This window comes from Haladaptatus marinus, assembly GCF_051194195.1.
Genome location: NZ_JBLZNK010000003.1, coordinates 1,187,565 through 1,210,236, shown reverse-complemented (window position 1 = coordinate 1,210,236; position 22,672 = coordinate 1,187,565). Strand labels below are relative to the sequence as shown.

The 22,672-nt window shown below is 59.1% G+C and carries 27 protein-coding genes; 18 read left to right on the top strand and 9 right to left on the bottom strand.

The genetic code is table 11. The features are described from left to right. The first annotated feature begins 282 nt into the window (after nt 1-282). The 6 genes from ACN2TU_RS12520 (at nt 283) to ACN2TU_RS12495 (ending at nt 5,792) form a co-directional block, all read left to right on the top strand. Nucleotides 283-1,074 carry an alpha/beta fold hydrolase gene (locus tag ACN2TU_RS12520; protein ID WP_435155720.1) on the top strand — a complete coding sequence of 264 codons (792 nt, stop codon included), beginning with the start codon at nt 283-285 and terminating at the stop codon, nt 1,072-1,074. A gap of 80 nt (nt 1,075-1,154) precedes the next feature. Further along, nucleotides 1,155-2,537 carry a class I adenylate-forming enzyme family protein gene (locus ACN2TU_RS12515; protein ID WP_435155719.1) on the top strand — a complete coding sequence of 461 codons (1,383 nt, stop codon included), beginning with the start codon at nt 1,155-1,157 and terminating at the stop codon, nt 2,535-2,537. A gap of 82 nt (nt 2,538-2,619) precedes the next feature. Next, entirely contained in the window at nt 2,620-3,315 is a 696-nt protein-coding gene (locus ACN2TU_RS12510) for a DUF8127 domain-containing protein (protein WP_435155718.1), read from the top strand. A gap of 39 nt (nt 3,316-3,354) precedes the next feature. Then, nucleotides 3,355-4,047: a type 1 glutamine amidotransferase gene (locus ACN2TU_RS12505; RefSeq protein ID WP_435155717.1), complete on the top strand. Its 693-nt coding sequence runs from the start codon at nt 3,355-3,357 to the stop codon at nt 4,045-4,047. Between the two features lie 81 nt (nt 4,048-4,128). Beyond that, entirely contained in the window at nt 4,129-4,548 is a 420-nt protein-coding gene (locus ACN2TU_RS12500) for a DUF7344 domain-containing protein (RefSeq protein ID WP_435155716.1), read from the top strand. Between the two features lie 80 nt (nt 4,549-4,628). After that, the gene (locus tag ACN2TU_RS12495; RefSeq protein ID WP_435155715.1) at nt 4,629-5,792 is read left to right on the top strand and encodes an acyl-CoA dehydrogenase family protein; all 1,164 of its coding nucleotides are present in this window, start codon (nt 4,629-4,631) and stop codon (nt 5,790-5,792) included. A gap of 126 nt (nt 5,793-5,918) precedes the next feature. Here ACN2TU_RS12495 and ACN2TU_RS12490 read toward each other — a convergent pair whose 3' ends face one another. Continuing rightward, entirely contained in the window at nt 5,919-6,116 is a 198-nt protein-coding gene (locus ACN2TU_RS12490; RefSeq protein ID WP_435155714.1) for a hypothetical protein, read from the bottom strand. A 25-nt stretch (nt 6,117-6,141) separates the two neighbouring features. Beyond that, a complete protein-coding gene (locus ACN2TU_RS12485; RefSeq protein WP_435155713.1) occupies nt 6,142-6,300 on the bottom strand; it encodes a hypothetical protein in 159 nt (52 codons plus the stop codon). Between the two features lie 93 nt (nt 6,301-6,393). Between ACN2TU_RS12485 and ACN2TU_RS12480 the strand changes: the two genes are divergently transcribed. The 3 genes from ACN2TU_RS12480 to ACN2TU_RS12470 all read left to right on the top strand — a co-directional run bounded on the left by ACN2TU_RS12480 (nt 6,394) and on the right by ACN2TU_RS12470 (nt 8,776). Next, nucleotides 6,394-7,185 (top strand): phosphotransferase family protein, encoded by a 792-nt coding sequence (locus tag ACN2TU_RS12480; RefSeq protein ID WP_435156187.1) that lies wholly within the window; start codon nt 6,394-6,396, stop codon nt 7,183-7,185. Nucleotides 7,186-7,245: 60 nt separating this feature from the next. Continuing rightward, a complete protein-coding gene (locus tag ACN2TU_RS12475; RefSeq protein WP_435155711.1) occupies nt 7,246-7,692 on the top strand; it encodes an MOSC domain-containing protein in 447 nt (148 codons plus the stop codon). 175 nt (nt 7,693-7,867) lie between these two features. Beyond that, a complete protein-coding gene (locus ACN2TU_RS12470; protein ID WP_435155710.1) occupies nt 7,868-8,776 on the top strand; it encodes a twin-arginine translocation signal domain-containing protein in 909 nt (302 codons plus the stop codon). A gap of 16 nt (nt 8,777-8,792) precedes the next feature. Here ACN2TU_RS12470 and ACN2TU_RS12465 read toward each other — a convergent pair whose 3' ends face one another. The 3 genes from ACN2TU_RS12465 to ACN2TU_RS12455 all read right to left on the bottom strand — a co-directional run bounded on the left by ACN2TU_RS12465 (nt 8,793) and on the right by ACN2TU_RS12455 (nt 11,022). Then, nucleotides 8,793-9,584, bottom strand: a complete 792-nt coding sequence (locus ACN2TU_RS12465) for an aldo/keto reductase (protein WP_435156185.1) — start codon at nt 9,582-9,584, stop codon at nt 8,793-8,795. Nucleotides 9,585-10,034: 450 nt separating this feature from the next. Further along, nucleotides 10,035-10,502: a cupin domain-containing protein gene (locus ACN2TU_RS12460; RefSeq protein ID WP_435155709.1), complete on the bottom strand. Its 468-nt coding sequence runs from the start codon at nt 10,500-10,502 to the stop codon at nt 10,035-10,037. Nucleotides 10,503-10,554: 52 nt separating this feature from the next. Further along, nucleotides 10,555-11,022 carry a cupin domain-containing protein gene (locus tag ACN2TU_RS12455; protein ID WP_435155707.1) on the bottom strand — a complete coding sequence of 156 codons (468 nt, stop codon included), beginning with the start codon at nt 11,020-11,022 and terminating at the stop codon, nt 10,555-10,557. A 211-nt stretch (nt 11,023-11,233) separates the two neighbouring features. Here ACN2TU_RS12455 and ACN2TU_RS12450 point away from each other — a divergent pair, with 211 nt between their 5' ends. After that, on the top strand, nt 11,234-11,554 hold the full coding sequence (locus ACN2TU_RS12450; RefSeq protein WP_435155706.1) for a 4Fe-4S dicluster domain-containing protein: 321 nt from the start codon (nt 11,234-11,236) through the stop codon (nt 11,552-11,554). 113 nt (nt 11,555-11,667) lie between these two features. Then, nucleotides 11,668-12,045: a hypothetical protein gene (locus tag ACN2TU_RS12445; RefSeq protein ID WP_435155704.1), complete on the top strand. Its 378-nt coding sequence runs from the start codon at nt 11,668-11,670 to the stop codon at nt 12,043-12,045. Here ACN2TU_RS12445 and ACN2TU_RS12440 read toward each other — a convergent pair. Together ACN2TU_RS12440 and ACN2TU_RS12435 are read right to left on the bottom strand one after the other, a co-directional pair. Beyond that, entirely contained in the window at nt 12,042-12,206 is a 165-nt protein-coding gene (locus ACN2TU_RS12440; RefSeq protein WP_435156183.1) for a DUF6757 family protein, read from the bottom strand. The genes ACN2TU_RS12445 and ACN2TU_RS12440 overlap by 4 nt on opposite strands. 38 nt (nt 12,207-12,244) lie before the next feature. Further along, a complete protein-coding gene (locus ACN2TU_RS12435; RefSeq protein WP_435155703.1) occupies nt 12,245-13,033 on the bottom strand; it encodes a PHP domain-containing protein in 789 nt (262 codons plus the stop codon). Nucleotides 13,034-13,278: 245 nt separating this feature from the next. Between ACN2TU_RS12435 and ACN2TU_RS12430 the strand changes: the two genes are divergently transcribed. Then, nucleotides 13,279-13,563: a DUF5789 family protein gene (locus ACN2TU_RS12430; protein ID WP_435155702.1), complete on the top strand. Its 285-nt coding sequence runs from the start codon at nt 13,279-13,281 to the stop codon at nt 13,561-13,563. On the opposite strand, the gene ACN2TU_RS12425 is transcribed toward ACN2TU_RS12430, so the two are convergent. Further along, nucleotides 13,560-14,576, bottom strand: coding sequence for a DUF5784 family protein (locus ACN2TU_RS12425; RefSeq protein WP_435155701.1), 1,017 nt, complete (start codon nt 14,574-14,576; stop codon nt 13,560-13,562). The genes ACN2TU_RS12430 and ACN2TU_RS12425 overlap by 4 nt on opposite strands. A 173-nt stretch (nt 14,577-14,749) precedes the next feature. Between ACN2TU_RS12425 and ACN2TU_RS12420 the strand changes: the two genes are divergently transcribed. Continuing rightward, nucleotides 14,750-14,923, top strand: coding sequence for a DUF5786 family protein (locus ACN2TU_RS12420; RefSeq protein ID WP_435156181.1), 174 nt, complete (start codon nt 14,750-14,752; stop codon nt 14,921-14,923). A gap of 21 nt (nt 14,924-14,944) precedes the next feature. On the opposite strand, the gene ACN2TU_RS12415 is transcribed toward ACN2TU_RS12420, so the two are convergent. Beyond that, entirely contained in the window at nt 14,945-15,793 is an 849-nt protein-coding gene (locus tag ACN2TU_RS12415; protein ID WP_435155699.1) for a YkgJ family cysteine cluster protein, read from the bottom strand. A 72-nt stretch (nt 15,794-15,865) separates the two neighbouring features. Between ACN2TU_RS12415 and ACN2TU_RS12410 the strand changes: the two genes are divergently transcribed. From ACN2TU_RS12410 to ACN2TU_RS12390, 5 genes are all read left to right on the top strand, one after another. After that, nucleotides 15,866-16,141 (top strand): DUF7967 family protein, encoded by a 276-nt coding sequence (locus ACN2TU_RS12410; RefSeq protein WP_435155698.1) that lies wholly within the window; start codon nt 15,866-15,868, stop codon nt 16,139-16,141. Between the two features lie 120 nt (nt 16,142-16,261). Then, nucleotides 16,262-18,676 carry a lamin tail domain-containing protein gene (locus ACN2TU_RS12405; protein ID WP_435155696.1) on the top strand — a complete coding sequence of 805 codons (2,415 nt, stop codon included), beginning with the start codon at nt 16,262-16,264 and terminating at the stop codon, nt 18,674-18,676. Between the two features lie 134 nt (nt 18,677-18,810). Further along, nucleotides 18,811-19,020, top strand: coding sequence for a DUF7561 family protein (locus tag ACN2TU_RS12400; RefSeq protein WP_435155694.1), 210 nt, complete (start codon nt 18,811-18,813; stop codon nt 19,018-19,020). Nucleotides 19,021-19,065: 45 nt separating this feature from the next. After that, nucleotides 19,066-20,226 carry a site-2 protease family protein gene (locus ACN2TU_RS12395; protein ID WP_435155693.1) on the top strand — a complete coding sequence of 387 codons (1,161 nt, stop codon included), beginning with the start codon at nt 19,066-19,068 and terminating at the stop codon, nt 20,224-20,226. 97 nt (nt 20,227-20,323) lie between these two features. Beyond that, a complete protein-coding gene (locus ACN2TU_RS12390) occupies nt 20,324-22,618 on the top strand; it encodes a cation:proton antiporter domain-containing protein (protein ID WP_435155692.1) in 2,295 nt (764 codons plus the stop codon). The last annotated feature ends 54 nt before the right edge of the window (nt 22,619-22,672 follow it).

Here is a 22,672-nt window from a genome sequence, read left to right as displayed (position 1 = left end):
GTTGGTACGGGCGTGCTGTTAGCAGTTGCCGACTCCAACCAAACCGCCACCGCTCCGCAACCGCCTGCTCGCAGCGTTGCCGCTCGCCATCGAGGTCGCTCCGTGACCTCGCATGCCACACCCTCCCCAACCGACTCCATCGTTCGCATTGCTCACTCAGTTCGCCCCTCACGCGGGCGCAACGAGGGCTGGTCTTCGCGCGCCGACAGAAATTCGTCGCAACTTGAATCGTCACGAAAACGAACGACTTGAAACGCCCGAACCACCTACCATCCTTCACGAATGCCATATGCGGAACACGGGGGCGTCTCGCTCTACTACGAGACGGACGGCCCGACGAAACACGACACGGTCGCATTCATCGAGGATGTGGGGTACGGCGCGTGGCAGTGGGGGTGGCAACACGCCGTCATCGCTGGCCCGTTCGAGTCGCTGGTGTGGGACAATCGCGGCACTGGACGCTCGGACGCGCCGAACGGACCGTACACCATTTCGGAGATGGTGGGCGACCTCGATGCGGTGTTGGCCGACCACAACCTTCGAAAAGCACACCTCGTCGGTGCGGGACTGGGCGGGATGGTCGCGCTCCAGTACGCAATGGATTATTCACGGGCCAAAACGCTGACGCTCATCGGCACGGCTGCTGACGGGTCCCAGCTCTCACCGGGGGTTCGAGACGACTTGCTCGCGGAGAAAACGCCCGACGCACTCCACGAATCGCTTCGCCCGGTGGTGAGTGACGAGGCGTTCGAGGCTGGATTGGAGGATGTCGTCGAATGGCGACTGGACGACGACGCCTCGCTCGACGCCCAGCGCGCCCAGCTTTCAGCGATGGAAAATTTCGACGTGAGCGACAGCCTCTATGAGATTACGACTCCGACGCTGGTGGTTCACGGCACCGAAGACCGCGTCTTCCCGGTCGAAACAGGCAAGGAACTTGCAGAGGGGTTGCCCCGTGGCGAATTGCGGGAGTTCGAGGACGGCTCCCATCTCGTCCATATCGAGCGGTCGAAAGCGGTCAACGACGAACTGCTCGAATTTCTGGAAACGAACGCGGACGAGACCGTCGAATAACGACCGCGGCGGTCGAGTGAAGCCGAAATTTGACCGATTGCGCACAGAACTGCTAACATCCTTCACGACCAATGAGAGGTATGTCGCTATCACTGGGGCGACACGCCGACCTCTGGGGGAGTCGAGTCGCGGTCGTGGACGGGGACGAGCAAATCTCCTACGAAGCGTTCGCTCGTCGGGTGGAATCGACCGCGAACCGACTCGTCGAGTTTGGCATCGACTCCGGCGACAGAGTCGCCGTTGTCTCCCGAAACCGCCTCGAAATCCTCGTTCTACTGTTTGCCACGTGGCGAGTCGGTGGTGTGTTCGCACCGGTCTCACACCGCCTGACTCCGGCGACCGTATCGCACCCGATGGAGCAAATCAATCCTGACATCCTACTGTTCGAATCGGCCCAGCGCGACCTCGTCCGGCAGTTCGACGCCCACTCGTTCGAGGAGTTCGAGCACATCGAATCGGCTGATTCCACGGAACCCACCGACAACCGAACCACTACGTTTGAACGGGACGATACCTGCCTGCTCGTACACACTGACGATGGCCAACAGGTCGTCTGCGTGTCCGGGCAAGCCGTCGAATGGAACTGCATCACCGCCGTCTCGGGATGGGGACTGGGTCGAACCGACTGCACCGTTACCTTGCTTCCGCTGTCGATTTCGGACTGTCTGCTCAGATTCGTCCTGCCGCTTCTCACGGTTGGCGGGCGTGTCATCCTCCAGCGTGCATTCGACCCGGGACGCGCTTTGGCTGGCATCGACGCACACGACGTGACCTGTTTCGGTGCCGGGCCGACCGAACTCCGTGAATTGACCGACATCGAAACGACCCGATCGTCGCTCGATTCGCTCGACTCCCTCGCATGGGTTGCCACTCGCGCCCGCGTCCCACCGGACGTGCGCGAGGCGTTTCCGGTGCCGGTCGTCCGAGTGTACGGACGACCGGAAACCGGTTCGAACGTCCTCCGTGGAACGCCGGAAACCGAACGAACCGCCCATCCGTTTCCCGACTGTGACGTTCGAATCGAGGACGAAACCGGCGAACTACTCGTTCGCGGACCGACCACCGCGAGTGGCTACCTCAACGGCGAGCAGTTCGGCGAGTGGGTTTCGACCGGCGACCTGTTCCGCCACGATTCCGACGGGTTCGTCTTCGTCGGCCGTGCGAACGAACCGTTCGAGAGCGAGGGCGAGCAGGTGCATCCCCGAGCGGTCGAAACCGTTCTCGAATCACATCCCGACGTTCGAGCGGCCGGCGTCATCGAGGCTGCCGCGGAAACCGGGGGAGCATCCCACAAAGCGGTCGTCGTTGGCGATGTTCCGCCGGGTGAACTCCGGAAGTTTGCCGAGGAGCGACTCGCGGCACACGAAGTGCCGCGTGCAATCGAAGTAGTCACTTCGTTGCCCCGACGTGCGTCGGGCGAACTCGACCGGGCCGAACTGCGCAAACGATTCGGTACGCGGTAACCTGCCGACTATCGAGCGTCGTCGGTCGCCTTTCGAACTCGACACGGACAAAGCATTTATTCGATGCTCAACGTTCACCGATATGCGACCGTCATCCGAGACGAAGGCCCTCCTTTCTATCTCGGTGGGTCTCGTGCTTCTTTTGAATCCGCTTTACATCGGTCTGCTCCATCTCGATGACCCGACCTATCGCTACCAGCAGGTCGAAGTCGAGTTCACCGATGGCGGCTACCGCACTGACGAACGATCCTTGCTCGGCGTCGAACGGATAGACTCCGACGTAGCGTGTCTTCGCGGCTATCCGACTCGGGCGTGCCAGTTCGAGCGATTCCTGTACAACGGCGGAAACGGAAGCGTCCCGACGAACTATCGATTTCGTCACGCGGGACGGGACTACTCAGCAGTGTTCGTCAACGGACAGTTCTACAGACCCCGAGGTATCGAGCGAAACGGAACGTGGTACATGACGCTCGAACCCGCATCGAAGGAAGAAGTGCTGAAGGGCGTCACAACCCCCTACGCAGATGCGCCAGTGTCGATTCGACACGCAGTTCGAACCGGAAACGTGAGTACGCACCGCGAAATCGAGATGACGAACGAACTCGTGCGAAAGGACGGGACGTATTCCGTCATCAGACTTGCCGACAAAGCGGAGGCGAGCAATAGTAAACGGTTGTTACACTATCTCTTTCTCGTCGGTGGCGTCGTCGTCGGATTTTTCCACGTTTTACGAGGCCAGCGACTTCGGGTAGACGAACGACGGCGAAATTCCCGGTAGCGAAACTCACTTGTCAGTTCCAGTCGTTAGGGACATTCAATGAGTCGGCTTCGAATCGCATTCTTGAACGCCGCGCACGGGGACGAAAACACGCGGCGGAACTTCCGTAGAGAACTCGATGCAGACCTCACCGAGTTCGACGTAACCGAAGGTCATCTTCCGAACAGTTTCGACTTCGACGCCGCCGTCGTTTCGGGGTCGCGGTCGTCAGTGTACTGGGACGAAGCGTGGATTCCACCGCTCAAGGAGTGGGTCGAAGTCGCAATCGAGTCCGGAATGCCGATGCTCGGCATCTGTTACGGCCACCAACTGCTGGCTGACGTACTCGGCGGCGATGTCCGCGACATGGGCGAGTACGAAATCGGCTATCGGGAGGTCGAACACATCGGCGATTCGACCCTATTCGACGGTGTCGAGCCCCGGTTCGTTGCGTTCACGACCCACTCCGATGAAGTCGCCGAGCTTCCGCCGGGTGCGGAGACCATCGCGGAAAACGATTATTCGAATCACGGCTTTCGGAAAGATGACGTGTTCGGTGTCCAGTTCCACCCCGAGTACGACATGGACACCGCCGAGGAAGTCACTCGCGGAAAGGAGTTGTCCCAAGAGCGCATCCAGCAGGTGTTGGATGGCATCAACGAGGAGAACTACGACGCCGCCTGCGAATCGAAACTCGTCTTCGAGAACTTCACGGAGTACGTTCGCAACGCGAACGAACTCTCAGCGGACTGATTCTCTGCCACCGATATCGATATAAACGACCTGAATGGTTAACCACCAGAGTGACATTCGTTGATGACGTGGTGATATGCCATGGCAGATCCGACGACAGACGATGACGGTTCGTCACGCGCCGCGCCTTCGCCGTCCGGGCCGAGTGCCAACGTGCCCTCGCTTTCACAGGATGCCCTCTTCGATGCGCTTGCGTCCCGCCGAAGTCGGTACATCCTTCACCACTTACGACGGGAAGAGACTCCGGTGACGCTCGCAGACATCGTTGACACGGTCGCCGCGTGGGAGATGGACAAATCCATCGACCTCGTCTCCGACGAACATCGGAAAAACGTGTACATGTCGCTCCAGCACACGCAACTCCCGAAACTGGCGATGGCCGGACTTGTGCAGTATGACGACGACCGCGACCTCGTCGATACTGGCGTCCATTCCGAGCAGGCGGACGCTTACCTCGACATCGCGATTTCGCGGGACGACGCGGTTCCGGACTGTAACTGAAGTGTGATTTTTGGGAACGTGCGCTGAACGATACTCCGAAAGTAGGAGCGTTTTTTAGCCTGCCCTCCGGAGAGTTGTCCATGCTTGATTACGTGGAACTGGAGGCCGACCTCGGACAGGAAGAGCGGATGGTTCGGGACACCGCACGCGAGTTCGTCGAAGAACACGTCAAACCCGACATCGGCGAGCATTTCGAAGCGGGTACGTTCCCGACGGAACTCATCCCGGAGATGGGCGAACTCGGTTTCTACGCGCCGAACCTCGACGGCTACGGCCTACCGAATCTCAGCGAAACTGCCTACGGTCTGCTGATGCAGGAACTCGAAGCCGCTGACTCCGGCCTGCGCTCGATGGCCAGCGTGCAGGGTGCGCTCGTGATGTATCCCATCCACGCTTACGGTTCCGAAGCGCAGAAAGACGAGTGGCTACCCGACCTCGGCGAGGGGGAGGCAGTGGGTTGTTTCGGCTTGACCGAACCCGAACACGGGTCGAACCCCTCGGGAATGGAAACCTACGCCGAAAAGGAGGGCGACGAGTACATCCTCAACGGGTCGAAAACGTGGATCACCAACTCCCCGATTTCGGACGTGGCGGTCGTTTGGGCGCGTGACCACTCCGCCGAGGACAATCCGGTGCGCGGCTTCCTCGTGGAAACCGAGCGCGACGGCGTGACGACGAACAAAATAGACGAAAAACTCTCGCTTCGCGCCTCCATCACGGGTGAAATCGGCCTCCAAAACGTCACGATTCCGGAGGAGAACGTCCTGCCGGGCGTCGAGGGCATGAAAGGCCCGCTGTCGTGTCTCACACAGGCACGATACGGCATCGCGTGGGGTGCCATCGGCGCGGCTCGCGACTGCTTCGAGACGGCCCGACAGTACGCGACCGACCGCGAGCAGTTCGGCGGCCCCATCGCGCGCTTCCAACTTCAGCAACAGAAACTCGCCGAGATGGCGACCCAGATTACCACCTCCCAACTGCTCGCCCACCGCCTCGCCGACCTAAAGGAGCGCGGTGACCTGCGCCCACAGCACGTCTCGATGGCGAAGCGCAACAACGTCCGGATGGCCCGCGACCAAGCCCGCATCGCCCGCGAGATGCTCGGCGGCAACGGCATCACGACGGACTACCCGCCGATGCGCCACATGGCCAACATGGAGACGGTGTACACCTATGAGGGAACGCACGACATCCACACGCTGGTTCTCGGGCAGGATTTGACGGGTATCGCCGCGTTTGAGTGAGTGACGGAGGAACGAACGAAGGCTCGTCGGAACTCCGTTCCGGCAGTGTTCGGGTGAACGGAGTGAGTTCGAAATCAAAAGACGTCGTTTCTCTTTCGACATTTGAGCGAACGAAGAGGACGGATTTTACCACGCATTCTGTCGCTGGAGAAAGAGAAACAGCAGTCCGACGACGAAGAATGCGGCGAGGAATACAATGAGTCCACCGACGACGGTAACGAAATTTCCGATTTTACCGCCGGTGGTCACGACCCAGTCGAAAACGGCTATCAGGAAGGCTATGCCGAAGTTGGTTCGGAGGTCGGCCATCGTTATTTCAGTCATGGTTCGGACAATAGTTAAGAAAGAATTAAGTTAGCGAATGTTCCTCTTCAAACCGTCCACTTTTCGGTCGGAGCGACAGCGCCCGCGCTCGAATCGGTGTTTCGCCCGACCGGTCGTCGTCCGTCACGCGACGAAGATCATGCACGAAGACGAAACAGAAATACACGAGAGACTCGCATCGCATGTGGAAAATTACGAAGTGCGAGGTAAATTCCACGACATGTTGACGCACGTGACCTATGAGGTTGTCGTTGACGGTCAATGAGCGGTTTGTAAACTGGCTCGTGGGTCTGAAGGCGACCCCGCTACCGAAGCACGAGTTATTCAGCATCTACAGACGAATACATCAGTTCCAGTTCCTGAGATTTTGGCAATCGGTGACGACCACTTCGTCGCAAAATGGTGTGATGACGTGCCCGACGACAGAACGCTCGACGAAGAGCGCGCTCGAACGATGGGTGCCGGAATGGCAACGCTTCACGACGAAACTGCCTTCGAGGCGACTGGCTTCCTTTACGACGACGGTGGGGAACTCGCTCTCGACACTCACGAGACGTGGCACCGGACTGTCTGTGAATTTCTCGCGAATCGACGCGAGTTTCTCGAACCGTTCGGCTACGACGACGTTGCCGACTACGCACTTACGTTCGTTCGTGAACACCCCGGTCTGTTCGATGGAGCGGGTGACCCCATCCTCTGCCACAGGAACTACCTTCCCGAGCATGTCGGCACTGACGGCGATGAAGTGGTATGTCTCATCGACTTCGAACACGCGATGGTCGCCCCCGGTGAGTACGACTACTGGCGAACCGCGCTTCCGGTCTTTACTGATTCGGACTGGTCGGACGATTCGCTGGCCGAGTTTTTTCGAACTGGGTATGAATCGGTTCGTCCCCTTCCGAGCGGGCTCGACCAACGACGACCGATCTATTGGATGATCAATTCGGTAGCGTACTTACAGGCGCTCCACCTCCAGCGTCGACAAACTGGACAGGAAGCGGCCCGAACGGCGGTCGATATCCGCGACTACGTCTACGAGACTATCGATTCGCTACGAGCAGAGCACTAACCACTTCGCGCAGACTACCGCCGACCGCGGTTTTAAGACGTCAGCGAGCAACCGTGGTCCATGAACGGGTCTGGAACGGTGAAAGCGATTCACCTCGCGCGCGAGTCGGCGGCGGAAACGGAAGCGGTCGATACGGTCGAGGCGGTCGCGGGGTCCGGTCTGCGTGGTGACCGCCACTTCGACCCCGACTCCTCGGGGGACGACATCACCTTCATCGAGGCCGAAGCGGTGGATGCCGTCGAGCAGGAATCCGGAATCTCGCTCGAACCGGGAGCGCATCGCCGGAACGTGACGACCCGCGATGCTGCACTGAACCACCTGGTCGGCAAGAGATTCCGCGTCGGTGGGGCGGTTTGCGAGGGTGTGGAACTCTGTGAACCGTGTTCACATTTGGAAGCGCTGACCGAGAAAGGAACGCTCTCCGCATTGGTTCACCGGGGTGGTCTTCGCGCAGTCGTCGTGGAAACCGGCGAAATCGCGGTCGGAGATAGCGTCGAATCGTTGTAAGGCAAGATGGGAGATTTGCACGGAGCACGGTCTCCAGTAGGCAGACCCTACGGCGCGAACTGCCACTGATTACGCTCGAACCGTTCGTCCGAACCGTTCGAAGGCGCTCCGTACCGAATAGAAAAAATCAGTCAACGACAGAGTGTTTATTTCCTCCCTTGTATGTAAATTACCCATGCGCCGTAGAAGATTTCTGACGGTATCCGGAGCTGCATTCGTCGGGGGAACCCTGGCGGGATGCACCGGCTCCGGGCCGGAAGACGGCGGGGATGGGAATAGTACGACAAAAAAAGCGAATAGCTCGGGTCAAACGACCGGGAAACCGGACGACGAAAATTCGGGTGGAGCGACCACTGACGGGGGCTTCGCGCTCGTTTCGGCGAACGTGCCGAACGAGGCCGTGTTGGGCGAGCAGTTCAAGCTGGAGTTCACGATCAAAAACAACGGCAACTCGGCGGGTGCGTTTCAGTCGCCGATAGAAGTGAACGGGAGCGAGGGTGGCTCCGACCAGTCCGGCACGATTCAGACCGAAAAAATACCGGCTGGGGAGACGACGACGTGGTCCACGAAACTCTCCTACCCGTACGTTTCAACGGTTACCTACAAGATTACCGCCTTCGAGAAGTCGTTCTCCGTCAAAATAGTCGGCCCGAAACTCTCCACTGGCGAGACGTTCCTCACCCCGAACGAAATGGCGATCACGATACAGGATATCGTCTTGACCGACCACTATCGGTACCAAACCGGAAGCGGTGAGATGAGGGACGTGGAAGCGGGTAACGGTCGTCAATGGGCGTTCGTGACCGTTAACGCGGAAAACAAGTTCCGGATGCGACAGTCGCTTCCGAAGGGGGACACGTTCTCGCTCGTCGTCGGTAATCGCAGACAGAAGCCGTCCAACATCGCCAAATCGGAGGGCAAGTACGAACTGGAGCGATTCGGAAGTCGTGACGTTGCATCGGGTGAGGGAATGTCCGGATGGCTGGCCTACGAGATTTCCGCCGACCGCTCCGTGAGCGACCTGGCCGTCGAGTGGACGGGCGGCGACGGCAGCGGGTCGTGGTCGGCACAGTGGAGCCCCTGAGTCGGCTTCTGTCGGCTCAGTTCCACGCGGCCCCGTCCGGGTCGACGAGACGCTCTTCGCGGTCGATTGTTTCGATCTTTTCCACGTCCTGCGCGTCGAGTTCGGGGACTGAGAGGTTCTCACTGAGGTGTTTTTCACCCGTCGCTTTCGGAATCGGTGCGACGTTTTCGACCTGTGCAAGCCATGCCAGACTGATCTGGGTGGGTGTCACGTCGTGCTTCTCGGCGATATCGCGGAGTTCGGGGACTTCGTCGGCTGTTCCCTGCATGATGGGTGCGTACGCGACGAGCGTGGTGTCGTGTTCTCGGGCGTAGGTTTGGAGTTCGTCCTGCTGAAGCAAGGGGTGCATCTCCACCTGATTGGCGACGATTGGTGTGTCGAGAATGTCGCGCGCTTCGTCCAGCAGTTCGGGCGTGAAGTTGCTCACCGCGATATTTTTAGCGATGCCGTCCTCGGCGAGTCGGTCGAAGGCGGGGAGAGTGTTCTCGGCGTCGTACGCCCGCATTGGCCAGTGGACGTAGAGCAAATCGACGTAGTCAGTACCGAGTCTGTCGAGGCTTCGTTTCGTGGTTTCGAGCACGTCGTCGTGCGCGAGGTTGTCCGGCAGCACTTTCGTGGCGAGGAAAACCTCCTCTCGTGGCACGTCGGCGCGGGCGATTCCTTCGCCGACCGGTTCCTCGTTTTCGTACATCTGTGCGGTGTCTACGTGTCGGTAGCCCAGCTCGAGTGCGGTCTGTACCGTTTCGGCACACCGCGCCGCGTCTTTGTTGCCGGATGTTCCCAGTCCGGGTGACGGAATCTCTGTCATGGATTGAGTGAAGTGGGCGAGGGCGAAAAAGGTCAGTATGACGGAAAGCGTGGCGGGGTCGTCGCTTCGGCGTCTTCCAATTCGAACTGTTCGGATTTTCCCGGAATCGAGCCCATCGATTACGCCGACTCGCTCACTCATTCCGTGCTCGAATTTTTTCGTGCAGTTGAAACGAGGGGGTTGAGGGACATCATCGAATCACTCCTCCGAGGTGAACGTATTTGTTCAGATTTGCAACTCGAAACGACCTCTTTTCAGATATATATCCCGACGACGGTTGTGGCTTTGTGAATCGTTGCCGAACCCCTCTGTTTCAAGTGGAGAAGTTACGAGTGGGTTTTTCGGCAGTCGTATTTCTAGTGCAGAGGGAATTTCCCGGTCGAAGGGCATCGTTTCGGGTGGAAATCGAACGGTGGTTTTCTGCAACGATTAGGCCAACTCACCGGTTCGTCAATCCATCGTTCCGGTTACGGCGTAGCAGGTGAGGCAGTAAACTTCGATAACGTCTTTCTCGTCGGGGATTCGCATCCAGTGCTGTGTCCGTTCGCCACATTCGGGGCAATCGCGGAGGAGTTCGCCCGATTCGCTCTCTTGCGGTGCGCCGAGCACCAGCGCGACGACACGCTCGTCGCCGTCGTTTCGTCCGCGCTGGTAATCGCCGGGGGCGAATCGGACGATTTCACTGGCTTCCACGACGACGTCGTCTTCTTTCGTCTCGAACGTCGCGGTGCCCGACTGGATGTAGAACACCTCCTCTTGGTCGAAATGGGTGTGGAGGCCGGGTGAGAAATTGTCACCGGGCGCGAGTTCGTAGTAGTTGATGGCCATGTCGCTCGTTCCGAGGGCTTTCCCTACCGGTCGAGTGACCGACGCTGCGCTCATGAATTCGTCCACATCGTCGATACTGACTTTTTCCATACTCCTCGATAGGTTGGCAGGCGCAAAAATCCCTTCCCCAGGTTGGTCGGAGTCAGTCGAATCGTCCAGTTTCCGCGCCACATTCGAGACAGTACGTTACGAGCTCTTCCCCGCTGTCTGCCATTTCGAGGGTGTTTGCGGTTCGCTTGTTACATTCTGCACAGTCCCGCCGCATTTCGTCCAGTTCGGAGTCGCGCGGCGCGCCGAGCGCCAGCGCGACGACACGCTCGTCGCCGTGGTTCACGCCACGCTGGAATTCACCGGGAGCGAACCGAACGATTTCTCCACCTGTGACCAACACATCGCCGTTTTCCGTCTCGAACGTCACCGACCCGGATTGAATGTAAAACACTTCTTCCTGTCCGACGTGGGCGTGATAGCCGAACGCAAAGCTGTCGCCGGGCGCGAGTTCGTAGTAGTTGATGGCCATGTCGCTCGTTTTGAGGTCGTCCGAGAGACCCCGCCGCACGTCCGCCGCACTCATCCGAGACTCCACGTCATCGATGGTCACTTTCTCCATGCGGGTTCCTCCGCAGGCCACGGAATAAAACCACCCGCCGTGAAATAATAGTATTTAAAACCTCTGCCAGCTGGAATCCGGAAAACCTAGTTTCGAGCGCTCTTTCCCAGGTTTTTAGCCTAGCCTAAAAATAATGGGCGTGGGGAAGATTTAAGTTAAGTACAGGGATTTAAGTATGTGTTTCGCGTTTGTACCAGCAGGTGAGAGACAGATGGCTATCGACCCACAGTTCCACGAAAACCGCGAGAAGGTAGACGACCACCAGGGCCACGACGTGTGGGGTCCAGTCGACGAACCCGACAAATTAGGCATTCACGGCACGCACGTCGCAGTCGACTTCGACCTCTGCATCGCCGACGGGGCCTGTCTTGAAGACTGCCCCGTGGACGTGTTCGAATGGGTGGACACCCCAGGCCACCCGGAGAGTGAGGAGAAGGCAGACCCGGCCAACGAGGCCCAGTGCATCGACTGTATGCTCTGTGTGGACGTGTGCCCGGTCGATGCCATCGACGTGGACGCCGGACGCGTCTGAGCACTGGTAACTACAGTCACTTTTTACGCTATCCTTGGGGTATTTATATCCACAAATTAATGTAGTGATATGAACCCGCATACCCTCCATCTGCTCCGCAAGGGGTGGAAGCCGTGAGTCCCTCCGTACGGCGAAAACGCGACGACGTTCTCGATCTCGATCTCGACGACGAAACGCCGGTTCCATTCGAACCCGAAGGGGTACTCGGAACGGAACACGCCGGTGATTTGTTAACTGTTTACACTGTTTCTGGTGGCGGTTCGGCGCTCGTTCTCACACGCGAGGAGTTTGCTCGCAGTTCGCGCATGCTCAGCGAAGACGACTTGTCGGCGATGGTGCGAATCGGCCTTTCCTACCTCTTCCGCGGCGGCGTTCAAACGGTTCGCGTCCGCTCCGACCTGGAATCGGTTAAACGCTCCCTCGACGAACTCGGCGACGAACCCGCATATCGCTACGAGGACGTGCTGTTCACCGCAAAAATCGAAGACTAATCCGGCCTATCGACATCTAATTCTTGTCGTAGATACGCCAACGCATCTGATTCCGCGAGGTCTTCGAATCGCTCGCGGAAGTGGGTGTCGCAGAGGCCAACCTGCACGCCGCCCATCCGTGGCGCGAACGTCGCTTTTCGGTCGCAGTAATGACACCGCATAGCAGAGGCTACGTTCCCCATCGAATTTAACCCTGTGTTTAGAGCGTCACCGCGCTTCGGAAATGTCGATACTCCGCCTTCGAAAGTCCGGCCTCCCCGAGTACGTCCTCATGGGCGTCGCTCCCGCCAGTCGGGATGAGATTATGATCGGCGATTGCCTGCTCGACTGGCCGACTGTCCACTTCGCGTCCGTAGGGATAGTAGCGTTCCACAGCGTCCAGTTCGCTCGTCAGTGCGAGTGCAGACTCGGGGTCGGAGTAGCGGAACGGATGCGCCAAGCCGACCAGACCGCTCGACGCGGAGAGCAGTTCGACACCGCGCTCGAAACTCGGTATCTCGCGGGCGACGTAGCACGGCTCGTTCGTCCCGATGAGTTCGCCGAACGCGCTGTCGAAGTCGTGTTCCGTGTCTGGATGGGCGTCGATAGCCCGCGCGACGTGTGGCCGACCCAATCCTTCGCGGGATTCAAGGTCGAGGTCGATATCGAGGCGGTCTTCGACGCAGTCGATAATCGCTTGCCCGCGCTCGACTCGGTTGGCTTGCAGTCGCTCCAGTTCGTCCACGAGTTCGGGTGTCGGGTAGACTCCATATCCGAGTAAATCGACGTGCTGGCCGTCGGGTGCTTCGACCCGAAGTTCGATGCCGTGAACGACCGTCACGCCTTCCATGACGGTCACGGGTGTCGGCAGGTCGGGATGTAAACGGTCGTGGTCGGTGATAGCGACGACCGACACGCCGGAAGACCGTGCGACTGCGGGAATCTCCGACAGTTCCATCGACCCATCCGAGTTGGTCGTATGGACATGAAGATCCGCGAAAATACTCATACGACTTCTCCGTGGTGCCGTAGCAAGGCGGTTTCGGTGTTCGATGTCGTCCAGTACGTATTCCAAACTGTATATCTGCCTCTCGACATTCCGTATTCAATGTTCGATAGCGACTTTCCTCTATTTGAACGCCTGCTCTCACTTTTTGACGTTCTATATTCGATAATACCCATTAAACACCTTATATTCATAATGATTTGCTAGCAACAACCTTTATCATGTACATTGGTGTAGGATTGGCCACGATGACGCTAAAGCAGGCAAATCGGTTGCTCGACGCACAACAGTATCCATCGAACACGGAGCAGCTTATTTCCGCACACGGTGACTACGTTATCGACCTCCCGAACGGCACTGAAACGCTCGAAGAAGTGCTCACCCGTGCAGGGAGCGAGACGTACGAATCACCGCAGCAAGCCCGCGAAGCGATGTACGGTGCCCTCAGCAGTAAGGCGATTGGACGGAGACAGTACAGCGACCGCGACCCGACCACGATGGGAACGGCCGGTCCTGACCAAGTGTCGTTCTAAACCCACTTGACCGCCCGCCCCAGCGACAGCGGTACTGACCCTTTTTTGTAGGCCTCGATTTCCCCGGAGGGACGGGCACGGAAGACGACTGCCGGTCGATGGCGAACGTCAGGTTGCTCGCCGACGACGGCACGCCACTCGTCGTCACGGAATCCGGAACAGTCGACGAACAGCACCGCACCGCCACCGTGTTCGTTCAACTGCCCGTTCGATTTCGTCTCCGCCGTCTCACGCAAGGCGGCGACTGGCGTGTCCGCCGCTCGCTGCGTCGGCGGTTGCGGTCGTGTGACCTCTACGAGCGACGACTGGTCGCGGTTGTCGTTTTGCGGGTCAGCACGGAAATCGAGGGAGTGACCCGTTGTCACTTCGATTTCGGGAACCACATCGTATCCTGCGTCGGTCAACACCTTCGCGACGGTGAACTCGCTCATCGCCGAACTCATTCGGTTCGTATCGAAGTACTGGCTGGTTCCGAGTTTCGACGCCATCGTGTATCGGTAGTCGTCCAACGCACCAGTTTGGAGGAATCGTTCGTAAAACGAGAGTGCCTCTTCGCGCGTCGCATCCGGAAATCCGGCAGCGTACTTCCGGAAAAAGGCGCGTGACGTTTCTCGCCCATCCTTCGAGAAAAACACGGGGAGGAAAAACCACGAGATGTAATCGTATTTCGCTAACCACGGCGATTCGACGATGAGGTCGCCGAGCAGTTCTCGCTGTCCCCAGCGGGCGATTCGGTACGGTATTTCATCGAAGGTGTATTTCGATGTGCGCCAGAGTGCTGGCGGCGTTTCCGTGTTGCCGAGCCAGTATGCAGTGTCGTCGTTCCACGCAAAAAGAGCCATATCACCGTTTTCCATCTCGAATCGTCGCGTCTCGAAACCGTCGGGTGCGACGTAATGGGGCGTCACCGAACGTGCGCCGAGGTTCGAATCGAGGTGCGAGTACAACTCCTCGATGATGCGTTCGTCGTCCCACCGCTCCGAAGAGCGGCGAAAGCGGAGCGGGCTTGCCACACGAGAACGTAGTAACCGGGAGTGTTTACGTGTTATGCACCGCGAAAATTCCGACGCCCTCGTCGGTGTCGTTTTCCGTCTCCTCTCTGTCTGACGATTTTCCAACTTGGGTAAACGATGTGATTATCCGTTACATTAATAACTGGGTAACACCTAGCATGAGTGTGGTTGTCATGTCAATGGGTGCCTATGACGAAGAAGAACACGAGCGCCGTGAGCGCAAAAACAGTACCGTAGACACGGATTTTGATGATGTACGCTCTGACTATCACGGTACTGTTGAGTACGATTCCGGCGACTCAGCGGAGGATTTGCTGAAGCAGTTCGAGGAGATTAAGTCGCAGTAGTTCGGTCTTTTTCCGCGATACTCACCAATCGGGAGTCGGTGGTGCGCCGCGTTCGTCCTCGACTCGCGTGGCTACCGACGGGTCTGGCTTTTCGGTCGTCGCCATCACTTCCCACTCCGGAATCGCCCGTCCGACCCACGAATCTGCGCTCCCGACTTCGTGTAGCGCATTCTCGTAGTGTTCGTGGTTGGTGCCCGTCGTTCCAGGTCGTCCTGCAACAGCGGCAGCGACAAACCGTGCACGGTCGCGGTCGGTCAACTCGCCGTCGATGAGACGGTCGATGACGCCCGTCAATCCGTCGGGGTCGGGATAGACGAACACCTTTTGGCCGAGTGCCTGCGGGCCGAGTAGCAATCCCGAAAGCGCGCGTGGCGGCTCATCGTTCAGCAGTCGCTCGCCGTCGAACGCGTTTTCGACTCGCTCGCATTCGGTTTGCTGGCCGAGTTTGAGGTTGTGGCCGGGATACTCCGCACACTCTTCGGGATACACGTCCGTCTCGTGAATCCGACACTGAAGCGTCTTCGGGTCGAGAAACGCGCAGGTCGGAAGCCACGAGGCATCGGTGTCGAACGGGGCGACCGGCTTCAGCGGTTTGCGGATTCCCACGAAAAAAACCGGCTTTCCCTCGATTGCGGCGAGTTCGACGCCGTCGATTTCGACCCCGGATTCGTCCTCCCACAGTCGGGGGGTCAGCGCGTCGGCGAGTCCGGCATCTAGGAAAGAACGCACGTCTTCGCGCGTGAGTGGAACGAGATTGTAAGCGTCGTCGAGCGGTTTGCGCGGCCCACGTCTTTCGTGGCTCGAAACGGTCGGTGCGATGGCTCGCCAGTCGATGCAACAGCCAGCACAGCCTTCGCAGTTCACTTTCATTCTAACTACACACGGCGTTCGTGAGCATAAATCGTGGGGAGAAGTTACAATCGTCCAGTACCGACTGCGAGTATGGGTGACGAAGTGCGCGTCTGGTTGGTCGAGCGAACGTATTCCGACGACGAGCAGAATCTCATCATCCTCGTCTATGCGACACTCGACGGAAAACGCTATTTCCGTAAAGAACGCGCGTTACCGAGCTTTACCGGCTCTGCCCGCGAAACGTTAGCCAGTCTGAAGGTGTCACTCGACCGACTGGGAACGGTCGATGATACGAAAACGAGAAACCGCTACGCGACGGAAGCCGCCCGAATGGCGGACGAGTACGCACCGGAGGATTCAGTGTGATAGTTCCCGTTTCACTTCGAAATTTTATACATTGAGATGTATAGGAATATGTATTATAATAAGTAAAATACTACAAGGGGATGTAATAATTTATCTTCCAGCAGCAGTCGTCTTCTGGTGATGCGACGACGAACATTCCTGTCCGCGCTCGCAACAGCCACAGCATCAGCACCAATCACTGCGAACCTCAGTTCCGAGGTACGGGCCGCCTCGGGTGGGATTTCGCCGGTCGAGTGTTACTCCACGTCGAGCTTTCTCGACGCAAGCGGCGGCGAACTGACGGACAGTTCGGTGATCGCCGTCTGGGCCGAAGATTCCGCCACGAACAACGACGGTGACAGCAACGGGGATGCGACGCTCTACAGCAGCGGAACGTCGATTCCGCTCGTCACCGCCGATTCGAACGTCGTCGCGTTCGGATCGACCCTCGTCGAGGACGGCACCAACTGGCAGCGGGGCAACGAGGAGTTCGTTTTGAACACGTGGGACGACGAACTCGGTGGCTCCGGTACCGTCCTTTGGGACGAGGGTCACGGCCAGCATTACACCCTCAGCAAGTTCTCGAACTTCGAAAGCTACGTCGAAGACAACGGCTACTCGGTGACAGCGACGAGCACCCTTTCGCAAGACCTCGGTTCGGCGGACGCAGTCGTCATCACCTCGCCGAGCAACGCCTTCACCAGCAGTGAACTGAGCGACCTCAGCGATTTCGTAGCGGCAGGTGGTTCCGTCTTCCTGCACAGCCAGTCCGACTACAGCGACTACGACGAGACAGCCAACCTGAACGATATCGCGAGTTTCCTCGGGCTCGGCTTCCGGTTCAACGACGACGAAGTCCTCGACACGACGAACAACGGCGGGGCGGACTACAAGCCGCTCACCGACGAGCTCAACACCTCGTTCGCCTACTTCGCCGACCGAACCGGACTCGGCCTCGACAAGGACAAGACGTACACCGTGGACGTGACCAGCGTCACCGACGGCGACACGGTGGACGTGCAGTTCAGCGATGGCTCGACCGAAAGCATTCGAATTCTCGGTATCGACACGCCGGAAAAGGCCGCGAACAGATCCGCGGAGCGCGTTCAGGAGTGGGAAGGAATCGAGTCCCTCGACTACCTTGGAACGTGGGGGTCGAACGCGACGAGCTACGCGCAGGGCGAACTCAGCGGCAAGACGGTCGACCTCTCGTTCGATTCCGAAGAACCCGTTCGTGACGTTTACGGTCGCGTCCTCGGCTACCTCCACTACGACGCGGACGGCAGTGGCACCCGCGACAACTTCTACAATCGCAACGCAGTCCGGGACGGCTACGCCCGAGTGTACGGCTCCGGCTTCTCGCACCACGACAGTTTCTGGAGCGCGGAAGACGCGGCTCGCTCGAACGGCACCAACATTTGGAGGCAAAGCGACCCCGCGAACTCCACGGAAATCCGAAACCGCGCGGTGGACAACCTGTTCTTCCCGACGACGGCGAGCGTCAAATCGGTATCCGGCGCGGTCGCGGACTCCCGCGTTCCGGTCTACGCGGAGAGTACGGCGACGCAGAACGGCGGCTACTCCTACGGCAGCGACATCCCACTCGCGGCGGTTGACGAGTCCGCGAACGTCGCCATGGTCGGAAGCCCGCTCATCGACGAGACGTACGAGAGTTCGGAAGGCTTCGCGGTCGATACCTCGGGCTACGAGAACTTCGTCTTCCTGACGAACCTCATCGACTACCTCAGCGACACGTCCGGCAACGTGCTCATCGACGGCGGCCACGGCCAGTTCGACGCGAGCTATGCACTCTCGAATGACGACGCCGCCTACTGCCAACGGTTCCTCGAAGGCATCGGCATCTCCTTCGAGCAGTCGAACAGCCTCGACACCTTCGACCTCTCCACCTGGCGAGCAGTCGTTGTCACGACGCCCGTCTCGACTTTCACACAGGCAGAAATCGACGCCCTCAGCACGTTTGCGGCGGACGGCGGCGCGGTCATCCTCGTCGGCGCTGGCACGGCCCCATCGAGTGCCCGCGCGAACCTAAACGACCTCTCGTCCGGACTCGATTCCGACCTCCGACTCAACGGCGATCAAGTGACCGACAGTTCGAACAACGTCAACAGCGACTCCGTAATTCCGACGACCACGGCGTTCGACACCTCCTTCCCGCTCTTCGACGCCTACGACGGTTCGACCGGCGGCGGAGACGGCGGAAGCGGGTCCCTCTCGGTCGCACAGATTCACGCGGACGCGTCGGGCGACGACACGAACAACCTCAACGACGAATACGTCGTCTTCGAGAACACCGGCAGCGGCGACCTCGACCTGACCGGCTGGTCGGTGCAGGACGAAGTCGGGAAGACGTACGACTTCCCGGGCGGCTTCACCCTCGCTGCGGGCGCGCAGGTGACGCTCCACTCCGGCACCGGCACGGACACCCAGACAGACCTCTACTGGGGTCGCACCGGCTCCGCAGTATGGAACAACGGTGGCGACACCGTCAACGTCTACGACGACAGCGGCACGCTGCACACCAACAAGTCGTATTGAACTGCGTTACACCAGTAATCCATCTTCGATTCTTTTCGTCGGCGACGGTCGGCATCCCGAACGTCAGCTCGGTTACTTGCGATTTCCCTCCCGTTGCCGAACGTTCTTTCCCTGTGAACCACCTATCACCCGTCATGGCCACCGAGAAATGCGACGGCTGTGGTGAGGGGGTGCCCATCGCGGGCGGCATCGCCAATCTCTGGAATACGTCCCCGCAGTCGTCGGGTGGGATGACGCTGGAGTTCGAGGATGGGAGCGAGCACTTCCTCTGTTACGCCTGCATCGACCAGTTGCCCGACTTTCCGGAGGCAGCGGACGTTGCAGCGATTGGAAACACCGACTAGGCTAGTCGCAATATTGACGCGTGTTCACGTCGTTTATACTACGCTATGAGGGGGGTTCGCTTCGGGTCGGTGTGGGGGGTTCCCGTTCGAATCGATATCAGTCTCCTGCTGGCGCTTCCCGTCGCAGGGTGGTGGATTCAACGCGGTGTGTCGGTTCGTGTGTGGATAGACGTTCTCACGGCGATTTCGCCGCATACGCTCACCTATTCGGAAATCGGTTCAGGGACGACTCCCTGGCTCATCGGTGCGACCGTGTTTTTCGGTTTCGCGGCGAGCCTGTTCGTCCACGAACTCACCCGCGTGTGGATGGCCAGACGGCACGGCGTTGGCGTCCGATACATTCTGCTATGGATTTTTGGCGGCTTCTCGCAGTTCGATTACGACGCGACCTACTTCGAATACGAGACGCGTATCGCGCTTTCCGGAATGGTTTCGAGCGCGTTCCTCACCGGATTTTTCACTGCTATCCTTTGGCTGCTCCCCGGAACTACCCCGGAGTTCGTGGCGTCGTTCGGCCTACTTGCGATGTTCAACGGCGTGATATTGCTCGTCAATCTGTTGCCGATCTTTCCGTTTGACGGCGCGCTCCTCCTTCGTTCGTTGGCGACTCGCGTTAGCTCCGCACGGACGGCGACACGCGCGGTGAGTCTCCTCGGTCAGGTGCTGGCAATCGGCATAATATTTTACGCCGCCGTCGTGCTCGGCAACGTCCTTCTCGGACTCATTGCCGTCTTCTTTTACTTCTCGACCGTTTCCGAGCTCCAACTGGTGACGAATCAGCTGTTTCTCGGCGACATGCCGGTGTCCGAGTTCGTTCGACGGAAGGAAGAGTGCATCCCGGCGAAAACGGCGGTGGAGGATTTCATCGCCGACGAACAGCCAGATCTCGATGAACTTGACGAGTATCCGGTGTGCGACAGGGACGGGGAGCCAATCGGCGTCCTGACGACGACCACCCTCCAATCGTGGGAGGAACGAGCGAGAACGCAAAGTACGACGAGTGTTGGAAAGCTTGCTTCTACGGACTTCGTCGTCGTTCGACCGGACGAAAACGCGTTTGACGTGTATCTGCTCCTTCGTGAGCGGACGAACTACGTCCTCGTTTCGTTTCCCACGTCGGTCGGCGTGCTGACCAAGCCGGACTTCCTTCACATGCTCGAAGCGAGACAACAGATAGCCGGTATCAAACCGACATCGTGGCCGTGAATTCACGACTTGGCGGGGCAGACAGAGCTATGTTCGTCGGCGTTCTTCCGTTCAGCCGGATTGCGGAAACCGCGATAGTGGTGGAGGGTAAAATATCATGATACTCGAAACGGCGGGCGGAGTGCTTCCGCCGCTTAGCGAGCACCAACTACTGTTCCTGTTCGTCCAACTGTTCTTCCTGTTGTTGACCGCTCGTCTTCTGGGAGAGGGCGCGAAGTACGTGGGTCTCCCGTCCGTTCTGGGTGAGTTGCTCGCGGGCATCGTGCTCGGCCCATCGCTGTTGGGCACGCTCGCGCCGGGTCTGTTCGTGGCGCTTTTCCCGCAGGAAGCGGTTCAGTACCATCTGATAGAGGTCGTCTCGTGGCTCGGCCTCATCATGTTGCTGTTCATCACCGGGTTCGAAACCGACCTCGACCTCATCGCCAGTCGGGCAAAAACGGCAACGTACACTGCTGGAGCCAGTATCGTCGTTCCGTTCGCGATGGGGTTCGGCGTGGCGTATCTCCTCCCGGCACAGTTCCTCGCCAGCGACGACCAGCGACTCGTGTTCAGCCTCTTCATCGCGACGGCGCTTTCCATCTCGGCGATTCCGGTCATCGCAAAGGTGCTCATCGATTTGGATGTCATCGACCGCGATATCGGGCAGATAACCATCGCATCGGGAATGATAAACGACACCGTTGGCTGGATCCTTCTCGCCATCGTCGCAGGTCTCGCCCGAAGCGGAAGCGGCGAAGCACTGGTCACCGCGGGCGAAACAATCGTGTTACTGGCTCTGTTCCTCGGCGGGGCGTTCCTGTTCGGTGAACGACTCGTGCGGGGTATCTTTCGATGGGTGGACAACAACATCGGTGACGACCTCGCGCTCACGACGACGGCGATGATTCTCACGCTGGGTGTGGGTTCGATAACCCATTATCTCGGGCTTGAGGCGGTGCTCGGTGCGTTCGTCGTGGGTATTCTCGTCGGTCGGGTCAAGCGATTCGACCAAGCGGCACAGCACACGTTCGAGGTCATCACGCTCGGCGTTTTCGCGCCGATTTTCTTCGCGACAGCGGGCCTTCGCGTGGATTTGACCGCCCTGTTCGTTCCGACGACGTTCGTCGCCGCGCTCGCAGTCCTGGGCGTCGCCATCGCGGGGAAGTTCGCGGGGTCGTTCATCGGCGCGAAGGCGGCCGGACTCTCGAACTGGGAAGGTATCGCGCTCGGGTCGGGATTGAACGCCCGCGGTGCGCTGGAGATAATCGTCGCGACCATCGGTATCAGCGTCGGCGTTCTGACCGGGACGATGTACACCATCATCGTCGTCGTCGCAATCGTCACCTCGCTCATCGCACCGCCGCTCCTTCGCACATCGCTTGCTCACGTCGAGATGTCGGGGTCAGAGGCGGAACGACTCGCACGGAAAGAACGGGAAGAACGAAGCTTCCTCGGAAACGTCGTCCGTATTCTGCTCCCGACACGGTGCAGCGTCGATGCGCTGCTCGCGGCGCAGTTGATAGGTCACGTCGCACGTGACCGGGAGATGGAGGTGACGTGTACCTACGTTACGCGCGAGCAAGAGCAGGTCGCAAGCGGTGGCTCGCTCGTTCGTCGCGTCAAGCGAATGCTTTCAGGTGCGCCGACGGCAACGCGACGAACCCAGTCCGATGGTGGGACGGTACAACCGACGGATGCGAGCGAACGGGCAGAGACGTGTCTCGACTCGATGCAAGAACAGCTCTCGCTCTCGCCCAGACGCATTCGTTCGACGGTTCGGCAGTCGAACGGAAACGCGAGCGAGACGGTTCTCGACGAGGCCAATCAGGGATACGACATGCTGGTCGTCGGGGCGACTCGAAACCTGCAAGAACCCAACGGATCGCTGTTCAGCACCGAAATCGACGACGTCTTGCAGGCGAGTCCGTGTCCCGTGATGGCCGTCAGCGCGAGTCCGGTAAATCCGGAGCGTGCGCTTCGTGATGACTCCATCGGACGCATCCTCCTGCCGACCACCGGAAACGAGTACAGTCGTCACGCCGCCGAAATCGCGTTTGCGATCGCGAACGCGTGCGGCGCACAGGTCGAAATCCTGCACATCGTCAATCGTCTCCAAGTCGAGGAGTTGTTTCTCGGCGAAACGGATCTCTCCGAAGCGGTCGAGTTCGGCGAGGATATCGTCGAACTGGAGGCCGAAATCGGTCGGCAGATGGATGCCGACGTGACGAAGCGGGTTTCTATCAGTGACAGACCCGAACGAAGCGTCGTGGAACGCGCGATGCTCAAGAAAACCGACCTCGTCGTGCTCGGTACCAAGACGCGGCCCCTGTCCCGGCGCGTTTTCCTCGGGCACCGCGTCGAACACATCCTTCGGAACGCACCGTGTTCGGTCGCGGTCGTCAGTTCGCCTTGATTCCGGGTTTTTCGTTCGGCCAACCCTTCCATTCATCGAGAAATCCGCAGGTTT

Coding starts and splice junctions, on each gene's coding strand:
- ACN2TU_RS12420 (WP_435156181.1), top strand. CDS start 14,750: ATGTCAATGGGTGCCTATGACGAAGAAGAACACGAGCGCCGTGAGCGC.
- ACN2TU_RS12510 (WP_435155718.1), top strand. CDS start 2,620: ATGCGACCGTCATCCGAGACGAAGGCCCTCCTTTCTATCTCGGTGGGT.
- ACN2TU_RS12495 (WP_435155715.1), top strand. CDS start 4,629: ATGCTTGATTACGTGGAACTGGAGGCCGACCTCGGACAGGAAGAGCGG.
- ACN2TU_RS12490 (WP_435155714.1), bottom strand. CDS start 6,116: ATGACTGAAATAACGATGGCCGACCTCCGAACCAACTTCGGCATAGCC.
- ACN2TU_RS12400 (WP_435155694.1), top strand. CDS start 18,811: ATGGCCACCGAGAAATGCGACGGCTGTGGTGAGGGGGTGCCCATCGCG.
- ACN2TU_RS12410 (WP_435155698.1), top strand. CDS start 15,866: ATGGGTGACGAAGTGCGCGTCTGGTTGGTCGAGCGAACGTATTCCGAC.
- ACN2TU_RS12405 (WP_435155696.1), top strand. CDS start 16,262: ATGCGACGACGAACATTCCTGTCCGCGCTCGCAACAGCCACAGCATCA.
- ACN2TU_RS12455 (WP_435155707.1), bottom strand. CDS start 11,022: ATGGAGAAAGTGACCATCGATGACGTGGAGTCTCGGATGAGTGCGGCG.
- ACN2TU_RS12520 (WP_435155720.1), top strand. CDS start 283: ATGCCATATGCGGAACACGGGGGCGTCTCGCTCTACTACGAGACGGAC.
- ACN2TU_RS12515 (WP_435155719.1), top strand. CDS start 1,155: ATGTCGCTATCACTGGGGCGACACGCCGACCTCTGGGGGAGTCGAGTC.
- ACN2TU_RS12460 (WP_435155709.1), bottom strand. CDS start 10,502: ATGGAAAAAGTCAGTATCGACGATGTGGACGAATTCATGAGCGCAGCG.
- ACN2TU_RS12395 (WP_435155693.1), top strand. CDS start 19,066: ATGAGGGGGGTTCGCTTCGGGTCGGTGTGGGGGGTTCCCGTTCGAATC.
- ACN2TU_RS12500 (WP_435155716.1), top strand. CDS start 4,129: ATGGCAGATCCGACGACAGACGATGACGGTTCGTCACGCGCCGCGCCT.
- ACN2TU_RS12430 (WP_435155702.1), top strand. CDS start 13,279: ATGACGCTAAAGCAGGCAAATCGGTTGCTCGACGCACAACAGTATCCA.
- ACN2TU_RS12415 (WP_435155699.1), bottom strand. CDS start 15,793: ATGAAAGTGAACTGCGAAGGCTGTGCTGGCTGTTGCATCGACTGGCGA.
- ACN2TU_RS12390 (WP_435155692.1), top strand. CDS start 20,324: ATGATACTCGAAACGGCGGGCGGAGTGCTTCCGCCGCTTAGCGAGCAC.
- ACN2TU_RS12435 (WP_435155703.1), bottom strand. CDS start 13,033: ATGAGTATTTTCGCGGATCTTCATGTCCATACGACCAACTCGGATGGG.
- ACN2TU_RS12475 (WP_435155711.1), top strand. CDS start 7,246: ATGAACGGGTCTGGAACGGTGAAAGCGATTCACCTCGCGCGCGAGTCG.
- ACN2TU_RS12470 (WP_435155710.1), top strand. CDS start 7,868: ATGCGCCGTAGAAGATTTCTGACGGTATCCGGAGCTGCATTCGTCGGG.
- ACN2TU_RS12505 (WP_435155717.1), top strand. CDS start 3,355: ATGAGTCGGCTTCGAATCGCATTCTTGAACGCCGCGCACGGGGACGAA.
- ACN2TU_RS12450 (WP_435155706.1), top strand. CDS start 11,234: ATGGCTATCGACCCACAGTTCCACGAAAACCGCGAGAAGGTAGACGAC.
- ACN2TU_RS12485 (WP_435155713.1), bottom strand. CDS start 6,300: ATGCGATGCGAGTCTCTCGTGTATTTCTGTTTCGTCTTCGTGCATGAT.
- ACN2TU_RS12440 (WP_435156183.1), bottom strand. CDS start 12,206: ATGCGGTGTCATTACTGCGACCGAAAAGCGACGTTCGCGCCACGGATG.
- ACN2TU_RS12465 (WP_435156185.1), bottom strand. CDS start 9,584: ATGACAGAGATTCCGTCACCCGGACTGGGAACATCCGGCAACAAAGAC.